The 11,737-nt window shown below is 63.6% G+C and carries 11 protein-coding genes; 5 read left to right on the top strand and 6 right to left on the bottom strand.

Going from position 1 to position 11,737, the window contains the following annotated elements; genetic code table 11:
• Positions 1-1,299: heavy metal translocating P-type ATPase (locus tag VF992_10580; protein ID HEX9341594.1), on the bottom strand; the 1,299-nt coding region annotated here is incomplete at its 3' end.
• Positions 1,300-1,396: 97 nt separating this feature from the next.
• On the opposite strand from VF992_10580, the gene VF992_10575 reads away from it, so the two are divergent.
• Complete coding sequence (locus VF992_10575; GenBank protein ID HEX9341593.1) at positions 1,397-2,005, top strand: AsnC family transcriptional regulator; 609 nt, start codon at positions 1,397-1,399, stop codon at positions 2,003-2,005.
• Between the two features lie 20 nt (positions 2,006-2,025).
• On the opposite strand, the gene VF992_10570 is transcribed toward VF992_10575, so the two are convergent.
• Complete coding sequence (locus VF992_10570) at positions 2,026-2,769, bottom strand: PAC2 family protein (protein HEX9341592.1); 744 nt, start codon at positions 2,767-2,769, stop codon at positions 2,026-2,028.
• Positions 2,770-3,015: 246 nt separating this feature from the next.
• Here VF992_10570 and VF992_10565 point away from each other — a divergent pair, with 246 nt between their 5' ends.
• Entirely contained in the window at positions 3,016-3,351 is a 336-nt protein-coding gene (locus VF992_10565) for a hypothetical protein (GenBank protein HEX9341591.1), read from the top strand.
• Positions 3,352-3,498: 147 nt separating this feature from the next.
• Here the strand turns inward: VF992_10565 and VF992_10560 are convergent, their stop codons facing one another.
• Positions 3,499-4,794, bottom strand: a complete 1,296-nt coding sequence (locus VF992_10560; GenBank protein ID HEX9341590.1) for a UDP-glucose/GDP-mannose dehydrogenase family protein — start codon at positions 4,792-4,794, stop codon at positions 3,499-3,501.
• 74 nt (positions 4,795-4,868) lie between these two features.
• On the opposite strand from VF992_10560, the gene VF992_10555 reads away from it, so the two are divergent.
• Entirely contained in the window at positions 4,869-5,723 is an 855-nt protein-coding gene (locus VF992_10555) for a UTP--glucose-1-phosphate uridylyltransferase (GenBank protein HEX9341589.1), read from the top strand.
• 50 nt (positions 5,724-5,773) lie between these two features.
• On the opposite strand, the gene prs is transcribed toward VF992_10555, so the two are convergent.
• On the bottom strand, positions 5,774-6,655 hold the full coding sequence (gene prs, locus VF992_10550; GenBank protein ID HEX9341588.1) for a ribose-phosphate diphosphokinase: 882 nt from the start codon (positions 6,653-6,655) through the stop codon (positions 5,774-5,776).
• Between the two features lie 165 nt (positions 6,656-6,820).
• Here prs and VF992_10545 point away from each other — a divergent pair, with 165 nt between their 5' ends.
• Entirely contained in the window at positions 6,821-7,954 is a 1,134-nt protein-coding gene (locus tag VF992_10545) for an archaeosortase/exosortase family protein (GenBank protein ID HEX9341587.1), read from the top strand.
• Between the two features lie 45 nt (positions 7,955-7,999).
• Entirely contained in the window at positions 8,000-9,496 is a 1,497-nt protein-coding gene (locus tag VF992_10540) for a lipopolysaccharide biosynthesis protein (GenBank protein ID HEX9341586.1), read from the top strand.
• Between the two features lie 37 nt (positions 9,497-9,533).
• Here VF992_10540 and VF992_10535 read toward each other — a convergent pair whose 3' ends face one another.
• On the bottom strand, positions 9,534-10,487 hold the full coding sequence (locus VF992_10535) for a glycosyltransferase family 4 protein (GenBank protein ID HEX9341585.1): 954 nt from the start codon (positions 10,485-10,487) through the stop codon (positions 9,534-9,536).
• Positions 10,488-10,763: 276 nt separating this feature from the next.
• Complete coding sequence (locus tag VF992_10530) at positions 10,764-11,699, bottom strand: glycosyltransferase (protein HEX9341584.1); 936 nt, start codon at positions 11,697-11,699, stop codon at positions 10,764-10,766.
• Positions 11,700-11,737 lie beyond the last annotated feature (38 nt).

Raw genomic sequence — 11,737 nt, 5'->3', positions numbered from 1 at the left:
GCGGACGATGGCCGCGCCTAAGGGGTGCTCGGACCCCTTTTCGGCGGATGCGGCGATCCGTAGCACCTCATCCGACTTGTACCGCCCGAACGGGATGATGTCCGTCAACGCGGGAGTGCCTTTGGTCAGCGTGCCCGTTTTGTCGAACACGACCGTCGTAAGCTTGTGCGCCCTCTCCAGGTACTCGCCCCCTTTGATCAGGAGGCCATTCTCCGCTCCCTTGCCGGTCCCGACCATGATCGCCGCGGGCGTCGCGATCCCGAGGGCGCACGGACAGGCGATGATCAGGACCGCGATGAAGAAGCCGAGCGACTGCGCGACCGTCTCGCGGAACGCGACCTTCCAGACGAGGAACGTGAGGACCGCGATGAGGATGACCGCGGGCACGAAGACGGAGGCGACGCGGTCCGCGAGCCGCTGAATCGGGGCGCGCGCGATCTGGGCGTCCCCGACGAGCTTGATGATCTGATTCAACGTCGTGTCGGCGCCGACGCGGGTCGCCCGGACCTTGAGGAGGCCCATCTTGTTGATCGTCGCGCCGATCACCGTGTCGCCGACGCGCTTGTCGATCGGAATCGATTCCCCCGTGATCATGGACTCGTCGATCGCGGAGAAGCCCTCGAAGATCGTGCCGTCGACCGGGATCCGCTCTCCCGGTCTCACGATCACGACGTCGTCGAGCTGGACGAGTTCCACGGGCACCTCCGCCTCACGGCCATCCCGCAGGACGTGGGCGGTCCGTGGGGCCAGGTCCATCAGCTTCCGGATCGCGTCGCCGGCCTTGCCGCGGGCGAGCTCCTCGAGGAACTTCCCTAGGAGGATTAAGCCGATGATCACCTCGGCGGTGTCGTAGTACGTCCCCTTGTCCGCGAGCGGCGCGCCGAGCAGGGGGAGGAACGTGACGACGGCGCTGTAGCCCCAGGCCGCCGTCGTGCCGAGGGCGATCAGGACGTCCATGTTCGCGCTCCGGTTCTTGATCGCGTCCCAGGTGCCGTGGTAGAATCGCCAACCCGCGACGAACTGCACCGGCGTGGCCAAGACGAAGAACACGAGGTTCGCGGGTTCTTCGGCGCCCATGAGCCACCATCCGACGCTCTGGCCGAAGCCGATGATGAAGAGGGGGATCCCGATTCCGAGGCTGAGGGCCGTGAGCCAGATGAGCCTGCGGATTTCCCGCTCCGGCGCGGTGAAGGCCTCCATACACGTGTGGGAGCAGAAGTAGTACCGCCGGCCGCGGACGAGGGCCGTGAGCTGCGTGCCTTCGTCCACGTACATGCCGCACACGGGATCGGTCGCCATGAGCCCTCGGCCGGCAGGCCCAGTCCGCCCGTGGGTCATCCCGCTTCGCCTTTACGTTTGTAAAGCTTCATACCCCGCGGCCGTCCTGGCCGGAGCGATGGAACTGGACGAAACGGACACGAAAATCCTGCGGGCGCTCCAAGAAGACGCCCGACGGTCGTTCCGCGAACTCGCGCGCCGGGTCGGGGTCAGTGTCCCGACGGTGAGCGCCCGAGTGGCGACCCTCGAGCGCCTCGGAATCTTGGCCGGATACCACGCGGCGATCGACCCCGAGAGGCTCCACCAAACGCGGCTCGTGCTGCTCCTCGCATGCCGACGAGGAACGGCCGACGAGGTGGGCCAGCGGCTCGCGAGACTGCCCGAAGTGCGTTGGACGATCCGCACCGACCGCTCGCGCATCGTCGCCGAGGCGGTTCTCCCGACATCGAGGGGCCGTGAGGCGTTCCTCCGGCGCGTCCGGTCGATCGACGGCATCATCTCGACGACGCTTCACGTGGCGGCGAGGCGATTCAAGGACATCCCGCGGGCGATCCTCTCCGGGCCGCTGTCGGCCGCGGTCGCGTGCTTCGAGTGCGGCAAGCCGATCGAGGGGGAGCCGACCAAGATCCGCATGGAGGGCCGCACCCACTTCCTGTGCTGCGGCTCGTGCGAGCGGCTGTACCGCGAGAGGTTCGCGCGGATCAAGGCCGCGATCCGAGGCCGCTGAAGCCGCGGGCCGCGATCTCCCTAGCGGTACATCTCGCTCGGGATCGGTTCGGGCGGCACGACCGCCTTCGCCTGTTGTTTGAGCCGGGTCAGGTGCATCTCAAGGGCGGTCGCCTGCTCCTGCAGCGGCTTCAGGTCGATCGAGATCTCGGGCAGCAGTTCGTCGAGGATGTGCACGAGGGCCACCGCCGCGCGCGCATCCGGCTGATCCGACCGGGCTTCCGCGAGGAGCGCGATCACATCCGCGTTGCGCCACCGGCCCTCGTTCAGGAGGACGCCCGTGACGCCGGTGATCATCCCCGTCTCCAGCTGCTCGATCCCGAGCTTCTCGAGCTCCGCGCGGGCGCGGTCCGTGCTCCCGACGGCCCAGACCGGCGGCTCGCCCGAGACCGGCGCCTCCGGGTCCGCCGGCAAGCCTTCGAGCGGGACGATCTGGCGCGCACCCTGGTCGTGAGACCACTTCAGGAGGACGTCCGCGACGGCCCGGTGCGTCGACATCGGCAGCGGCATCTCGCAGATGAAGATCGCGAGCCTCTGGGCCGCCGACGCGTAGACGCGGGCGGGGAACTTCGGCTTCTTCGCGTAGATCATCGAGAGCGACGGGAAGTCGGCGGACTCGAGTGCGACTACTTGGTCCACCGGCAGCCTCGTGATCAGGTACGTCGCCGTGATCGTGCTCACGAGCCCGACGCTCGGGAACGCCGCGACGACCGTGCCGCCTTTCAGGTTGACCTCCTTGATCGTCCGCAACTCGACCTGCGCCATCGCCGACCGCCTCGCGCATCGAAGCGGCCTCTCGACTAAGTAGGTTTGGCTATCCGGTGCACGGCGGATGCGGCCGCCGGACGAGTTCGGTCGCCTCGGACGCGACCCGTGGGGCCGTCCGAACCGGACGGCGCCATGGGGAACGCGCGGGCCGCGGCCGGAGGCCGGGCTCGATTCGCCCTCATATATATTTATCCCGCCATAGTTTTATAAGTTGAAACACATCGCGCGGCCGAGGTCGGAGCCTTGTCCCAGCAACCGCCACCGCCGTATCCCGGACCGTACTACCCGATGTCGATGGAAGGCATGCTCACCCGCCGGAACGTCTTCGCGCTGAACGCGATTGGCCTCTTGGCGATCTGGATCGGCGCCTTGATCGCGAACGGGAGCGGCGACATCAACGCGCGCGGACTCGCGCGGCTCCTCGTGATCTCGGGAGGCGTCCTCGGCGCCCTCGCGAGCACCGCGGGCGCGCTCGGCTCGAAGCGGACGTCGGACATGCAGAACCTCGGCCTGCTCATCTGGGCCGGCGTCGTCCTGGCGGTCTCCGTCAACATCCTCACGTGGATCGCGCTGACCTGAGCGGGTCCCCCTGAGCACCCCGCCGCGGCGCCCCGGACGCCGGGCCCGGCGGGTCCGCCCGGAGGATGCGGTTCGCCGTGGACAAGATAGGTCTGGCGCGCCCGACCGTGGCCGGGCCCATCCCCTCCCGGTGGCCGGACGCAGGACTCATCCAATCCGGCGGTATCGAATGCCACGGGGCACTCTCGACTTGGACCACGTCCGGCGCGCGTCGATCACGATGGGGGTTGCCATGCGGCCGAATGCCTCCTTGCCGAGGCGGACAAACTCCGGCCACGGGGCCTGGATGATGCACGCGTCTGCGCCGTCCAGGGCCTCCGCCGCGGTCCGGGCGAGCTCGATGCGGGGGACGACCTCCGAGAACCGGTCCATGGCGTGCGGGTCGTACCCGACGACGTGCGCCCCCCGCTTTTCGAGCGACAGGACGAGGTCGATCGCCTTCGACTCGCGGACGTCGTCCGTGCCGGGCTTGAAGGCGAGCCCGAGGATCGCGATCCGCTTCCCCGCGACCGGCCCCGTCTCCTGTTCCAGCAGACGGAGGACCTCCATCGGCTGCCGGGCGTCGGACGCCAGGATCGACGCGAGCAGGGTCGGCTCATAGCCGTTCGCGCGGGCGAGGCCGAGGAGCGCCCGCAGATCCTTCGGAAGGCACGAGCCTCCGAGGCCGACGCCGGGGACCAGGTGATGGGGGTTGATCCGCGGGTCGAGGCTCATCCCTTTCATGACCTCGTCCGCGTCGAGCCCGAGCCGCGTGCAGAGGTTCGCAACCTCGTTCGCGAACGTCACCTTCGTGGCGAGGAACGCGTTCGTCGCGTACTTGACCGCCTCGGCCGTGCGGACCGTCGTCCGGAACTTCGGGCACCGGAACGGCGCGTACAGGCGGACGAGCGCCGAGCCGGTCGGGCGATCGAACTCCCCGATCACGATGTGGGTGGGCCGCACGCTGTCCCGGAGCGCCCTCCCTTCACGGAGGAACTCCGGGTTGACGCAGACGCCGAACTGTCCCAAGGAGAGGCCCGACTCGCGCTCGAGGATCGGCACGACCACGGATTCCGTGGTCCCGGGGACGACGGTGCTCTTGACCACGACGGTCTTCCGCCGTCCGTTTCGGAGGGCGGCGCCCACGCCACTCGCCGCGGACTCGAGTTGGGACGTGTCGATGCTCCCCTCTTCGCGGCACGGAGTGCCGACACAGAGGAACGCGAAGTCGGATCCACGGACGGATTCGGTCACGTCCGTCGAGGCGGAGATTAATCCCCGCGCCACGAGCCGCCGGAGTTCGGCGTCGAGCCCCGCCTCGAAGAACGGGGCCTTGCCCCGCGCGATCCGGCGCACCCGATCGGAATCCTTGTCCACGCACGCGACGCGATGCCCCGACTTCGCCAGCGCGGCCGCAATGCCGACGCCGGCGGCGCCGGCGCCGATGACCGCAATTCGGGACACGGGTGCGCCTGTCCTCGCTCGCCGGGGAGACATCGTGCAAAGCGTTATAAAAACGATAACGCTCCGCGCAGACGATGAAAGCCGTCATCCCGGCGGCCGGATACGGCACTCGTTTTCTCCCATACACGAAGGCGAGTCCGAAAGAGATGCTCCCGGTCCTCGACAAGCCTGCGATCCAGTACGTGATCGAAGAGGCCGTGCATTCGGGGTACGATCGGATCGTCCTCGTCACCGGACGGCACAAGAGGAGCATCGAGGATCACTTCGATCGCTCCGCGGAACTCGAGCAGTATCTGTCGGACCGAGGCGATGTCGCGGCGCTCGAGCAGGTGAAGGCGATCGCCGGCCTGGCGAATCTCATGTTCGTCCGCCAGAAAGAACCTCGCGGGCTCGGCCATGCCGTGCTCACGGCGGCGGAGTACATCGACGACGCGCCGTTCGGACTGCTCCTGGGTGACGACCTCTGCGCCTCGCCGGTCCCGTGCCAGCAGCAGCTGCTGGAATCGTTCCGGTCGACCGGGGCGAGCGTCATCGCGTGCCAGGAAGTCCCGCGGGAAAACGTCTCGAAGTATGGCGTGATCGTCGCGGGGGAGGACCGCGGGGACGTGTTCCGAATCCGGGAGATCCAAGAAAAGCCATCGGCCGCGGCAGCGAAATCGAACTTCGTGATCGTGGGGAGATATCAGTTCACGCCGGGAGTGTTGGATTCGCTGCGCCGCGAAGCGAAGTCGCATTCGGCGGAAGTCGACCTGACGCCCGCGATCAACGACCTCATCCACCACGAGGACGTGTTCGCCCTCCCGTTCGGAGGGAAGCGGTACGACATCGGGGACAAGGCGGGATGGCTGCTCGCCAATCTGGAGTTAGGCCTAGGGCGCGATGACTTCGCGGCCGAAATCCGGCGGAAGTATCCGAGCCTGAGCCCCTAGGTTCCGATGACGCGGCCCCCGCATCCGGACTTCATCTCGTTGCGCTCAAGCTAGCCGGACGGCGTCCCGAGGGCCCGGATCGCCGCGGCGAACTCCGGCGCCACAGTGATCTTCGTGTGGCGGGACTGGACCGTATCGGTCGCGGTCACGTCATCGCACGCCTTCAGGTTCGACTCCGCAGGTCCGACGAAGAGGCCGTGGACGCACGCGGCGACAATCCGGCGGGCGCCTTGGCCGCGAAGTTCCTTTGCGGCAATCGCAATCGTTCCGCCCGTCGAGATGACGTCGTCGACGATGGCCACGGACTTGCCCCGGACGGCCAAGGTTTTCGGCTCGATCTTGACCGTGTACGAGTCGATGCGCTCCTTCACGAGGAAGTCGAACGGGACCCCCGCGATCGACGAGGCCTCCTTCGCGAGCCGAAGCGCGCCCTCGTCCGGCGCGAGGAGCACGTCGACCTTCGCGGACTTCAGGTAGCGGCCAATCGCCGGCATGCCGCTCACCTCGCGCGTGGGGAGCGGGAAGGCCCGGAGGATCTGCGGGTTGGCCGGGATCGCCATCGTCAGGAGTTCGTCGCAGTCGACCGCAAGGTGCTTCGCGATCGTCTTCGCCGAAATCGCCTCGCCGTCAAGGAACCGCTTGTCCTGCCGGCCGTAGCCGAAATACGGGACGACGGCCGTGAGTCGATGTGCGCCCGCGTCGCGGATCGCGTCCGCGAGGAGGAGGATCTCGACGATCATCGGGTCCGGGTGAGTCGTCTGCACGAGGACGACATGTTCGCCCGCGACGGGGCCGAGGAGGCGGACGTATCGCTCTCCGTCGGGGAAGCCGCCCGGGTGCCTCTCGAAGGCCACGTCGACGTACTCGGCGGAGAGCTCGCGCGCGATGCCTCGGGCGAGGGGGACCGACGCGGAGCCGCCGACGACCTTCATGGGCCGACCGAGCGTCGTATCGGGCGAGGCTATTTGAACCGTCCTACCTCTCGCGCTCTCGATAACGAGTCGCGAGGCTTCTTATATCCTCGACCTTCGTCGGAATCGACGGGCGCCATGGTTTTCAAATCGGTTGCAGCGGCGCTGACAAATCAACGAAAAGCCATGGTCCTCATGGCGCTTATTACCACTTTTGCAGGCGTCGCGCTCCTCGTCGACCGCCCGAAAGGCTCTGTCCTCGAATGGGTGGCCCTTCCGCTTGTCGCATTCGGGGGTGCTATCTTCGTCTGGCAAGTATGGCCCCAGACCACCCAAAAGGAGCCCAGCCGGAATCACATTTTTGACAAGATCCTTTCCCGATTTCGACTCGACAATCGGCGGGTCTCTGTTTTTCCGGCCCTCGGAGCCGCGATTGTCCTCACCGATATCGCGTACAATGTGTTTCTATCCGCGAACCCGCAACTCCTCACGGAGGACACGATTGCAATCCTACTCGGTGCGACTCTTCTTGTCCACCCTCTGGTCCCCGACAAGTATGCACGGGAGCGGGATTTTGTACTGGCATTCTTCGTTCTATTGAATCTCATCCTCGTTGCGCCACTCCTATTATCCAGGGCGTTCTACCAGGACTTCCAGCGCTCAGTGGACGTGTACTCATGGGTTGCCCTGGCACCCGAAACCAGCGGGGTCCTTTCGATGATCGGGGTATCCAATACGGTTCATCCCGTCAGCGGTGCAACCGCTCCCGGACTTACGTTCGTGCCGTTGCATGTAGGCGCTGAAGTTACCATCGTAATCACGACAGCTTGTTCGGGCATCTACTCCTTCGGAATTTTCGCGTCGGCGTTTGCAGCCTTCGTCATGACGGAGTATGAGAAACCGTCCAAGCGACTCTGGGTCTTCCTGGGGCTGGGGCTAATCACATCGTACATCGCGAATGTGCTGCGGATGGTCGTCATCATTCTGGTCGGCTACTACACGGACACTGGCGAGACGGATCTGCAGCACATGCTCATCGCCCACTCATACGCCGGATGGCTGATTTTTCTCGCTTGGATTGCCCTCTTCTGGTCTCTTCTCTTTCGATTCCTACCCCAAACGGGAATCGAAGGGAATCCACGCAAGGTGGGACGCTCTGCGCCCAGCACTCTTTGCTGGACGTGCAAGAGAAGCATGAGCTTATCGATTCCGGGAAGAAGGTGTTCATGCGGTCGGTATTACCACATCGCGTGCGCTCCGACGGGTTCGAACTGCGTCGGATGTGGGCTCGTCCTTAGAGCCGGCGCGAACAGATGCTAGGTAGCGGGAACCAGAGGCTCAATTGAAACAATCTGGGCGGACGTCATGGCCGATTCGGGATTCGGGGAAGAAGGGAGCGGCCGTTCCGTTCGAACACGGACGGCGCAAAACGTTGCAATCCTCATCGCCATGCAATGGGTGAGCAGAGGCTTCGCGGTCGCGACGAAAATCGTCCTCGCTCGAGTCCTGTTTCCCGCGGATTTCGGCATCTTCGCTCTCGCAGCGGGCCTCATCGGGTTCGTGTCCGCGCTCGGGAACTTCGGCCTCGATTATGCCCTCATCGAGCGCGCGGACTCTGCCAAGGATGAGGAGTACGAGGTGGCGATGTCGCTCCGGGCGATCATTTCCATCGCATTGCTCGTGGCCACACTCGGGCTTGCGATACCATGGTCCTCGATTTTTGGGAACCCCGTGATTGCGGGCGCCACTCAAGCGCTCGCCATCGTGTATCTCATCGGCCCCTGGAGTCTCATTCCGACTACGAGACTCACTGTCAAGCTCGCGTATCGACGGTTGATTGTCCCCAACCTACTCAACCAATTCACGAACTCCGTTGTCGCGATCAGCCTCGCGATCCTAGGTTTCGGCTTCTGGTCTCTTATCGTAGCCCTAATCGCGTCGCAGATGGTTTGGGTGGTGAGCCTCTCGGTTGCGTATCCCTGGCGCCCACGATTCAGGTTCGACCGTTCGGTCGCGAAGTCGCTTTTCGCATACTCGCGTCACATCATCGTAGCATCGGTCTTGGTCTTCTTGATGACCAACGTCGACAATTTCACCGTCGGCCTTATCTTGGGGACCGCCACGCTGGGGTATTATGCGGTCGCATACAGCATTTGCCTCTTTTCTTCAATGGTATCTGGTTCGGCTGCCACCGCTTTGTTCCCGACCCTCTCGAAGATTCAGGAGGACTTGCCGCGGGTAAGACGAGGCTATCTCGAAAGCGTCGGGTACGCGATCGCGACCGTCGCACCGGTATCTTTCGGTCTAGCGGTCATGGCCCCGGAAATCGTCCTTGTCCTGCTCGGGCCGATATGGAGACCCTCGATACTCCCCCTGATCATCCTTTCTTTCTACGGGTTTTCTAAAGCTGTCGTTGAATTCACGACGCCTCTGTTCGCATCGATGGGTCGGCCCGGCGCGATTCCGCGGCTCAATGCAATGATCTTAGTCGGGTCTCTCGGCCTCCTTCCACCTTTCACAATCCTGTTTGGAATCGCCGGCACCGCCCTTGCAATGACGATCCCGGTCCCATTTGCGCTGGTAGTCTCGCTCCTCTGGGCGTCGCGGATTCTCCAGCTCCGGTTTAGCGAATTGGCCGTTCGTCTACGAGGCCCAGTCGTCGCTGCCGGGATTGCCGGGGGGCTTGCCTTTGCATTCAAGTCAATTATCTACTCGATCGGCGGGCAGGATGTGGTGGTTCTCGGTTCCGCCACGCTCGTCGGGACGATCATGTACTTCGTGTCGCTCAAGCGAATTGAACCCGAGGTATACGCCGGGCTCGGCCGACATCTCAGGCTGCTCATACGCGCGTCGCAAGGGTGACGGCACGTAACCCGACGGCCCTCAAGAACTGCTCTCCTCAGGCCCTGACGCTATCAGCAAGCTGAGAATATACGGCTCGCAGAGTTGGAAGGACCGTCCGATTCGAAAACTCGCGCTCCACCGTCGCCCGAGCCCTCCTTCCCATTGCTTCGGTCAATTCGGGGTCCTTCTGCAAGCCGAGAATCGTCTCAGCAATAATCTTCGGATCTGGGGGCAACACGTACCCGGTTTCTCCGTTTTGAATCGGGTACTTGTTGCCGCGCCCCACCGCCACAACCGGAACGCCACACGCCATCGCCTCCAGGGATGTTCGTCCAACTCCCTCTCCGGGGAACGGATTGAATAGGACGTCAATTGCCGAGTAGAATTCCGGCATGTGAAGGTAGTCGAGGTTATGGAAGAGCTCGATATCTGCGCGAACCTCCGCGCGAACCCGCGCCGACACGCCCCGCCTCACGTCGTGCAACTCGCCCGCCGCAGCGAACCGCCAGGCAACAGAAGATCCGAGCTCGCGTATCACCTCTTCCAATATCCCTTCACCGGGTTTCCCAGCCCGGCCGGCGAAGCCTACTCGAAACGCATCGCGCAGCCGCCGCGAAGGATGGAACACGTCCGTGTTAACAGAATTAGGGATGAACCAGCTTCTCCCCGGATGATCCGCTTGATAGGCTCTCACGACTTCGAAGCTCTTGGAATCGACAGACACGATGTTCCCGAATGTCTCGAGAAGGGCGGCCTTAGCCTCCTCAGGCACGATCTCTGAGGGCGATGTAAACACTGTGTGGTCCGTGAGTAGCAGACCGGCACTGCTTCCAACCGGTTCGACTGACTTCTCGCACCAATCGTGGATGGCGGAGGCCGCGCCAAGCCTTCGAGCCAGTCGGCTCGCCTGATCCAGGTCTAGGAAGTGAAAGTGAACGACGTCGGCGGCGACTTCCCGAAACCACTGTCGACGGTTCATGAGCCGCAGGAGCTCGAACGTGGCTCTCATCGATCGATAAAGACCCACCGTTACTCTGGACGAGGCGAGCCATCTCCTCAGGGACCTGTCGGAAGGCCAAGCGTAATGAAATTCCACGTTCGGAAATAACTCCGCAGCGCAGTTCGCATCCGGACGCCAATTCGCCAGGACGGCAAATTCCACGTCGGAGACACCTTGAATGAGCTCGATTAGATGGCTTTCCACGCCGCCGATACTTGGGTAGAAATTTGGAGATACAAGGAAGACCTTCGAGTCATCACCTGGCACTCGGTTTAGTAGGCGGGGTCACCCTAGCACTTCCTCAACAGCCCCGAGAAGGAGCTTCCGTCGGCGCTCCAGTGGAAACAACGTCGCGATTCTCTCCCGCGCCGAGGGTCCGGTCGCCACTCGGGCCATCGCTTCGCCCACGCCGCGCGCAACACTCTCGGGATCTCGAGGGTCGATGTACGTCCCAGTGTCCCCGACAACTTCAGGGATGGCACCGCGATCGCTGACGACGGGCACACAGCCGGATAACATCGCCTCGGCCAACGAGCACCCGAATCCCTCGTGCGCCGAAGCTTGTACGTAGACGCTCGTCCGACGAAGCAAGTTGATGAGGTCCGGCTCTGGCAGAAAGCCGGTAAATGAAACGTTCGGAGGGGCAATCGACCTCAAGTGCTGAATCGAATCATCGAGCCACTCGCCCACGAGGAAGAACTTGAACCTCGGAAGCCTTGCCGCGGCTTCCACAAAAACCTTCAATCCCTTGCGTTCCAGATTCCCACGCCGGACGTATCCAATCGTAGTAACGATGGGCTCCTTGCTGCCGACCGAATACTTTTCGGAGTCGAACCCTTGGTAGACTAGCGAAATCTGAGCCTTCGGCTCAATTTCGAGGGCTTGCTGTCGAACTCTCTCTGAGACTGCAAGTAGGCCATCCGCATTTCGAAGAATGAAACGAACCGAGTCCAAGCGATCTGGGAGGTGCGGATCCTCGTCCGCGCAGACGTCGAAACCGCCCAGCACGACGAGCGACTTCTTCGCCAATCTTTTCGAATACTGCACGGCCCAGTACGCCTGTAGGTACGCAAACCAGCTGAAGGTAAAGGCCGACTGACGTGTTCCAAGGTAGATCGCTGCCCGATCCGGAAGAGCGTGAAGGGCTCCCCGGAAGAAGCGGCGACGCATTTCGAACCGCGACTGGAGGATTTCGTAGTCCTTCTTGACGAAGGAAGCCATCTCGGCAGGCTCAAGGTGAACGAGATATCCCCTTTGCG

The sequence above is a fragment of the Thermoplasmata archaeon genome, assembly GCA_036395115.1.
Lineage (GTDB): Archaea > Thermoplasmatota > Thermoplasmata > RBG-16-68-12 > RBG-16-68-12 > RBG-16-68-12.
This window is presented reverse-complemented; position numbering and strand designations above follow the sequence as displayed.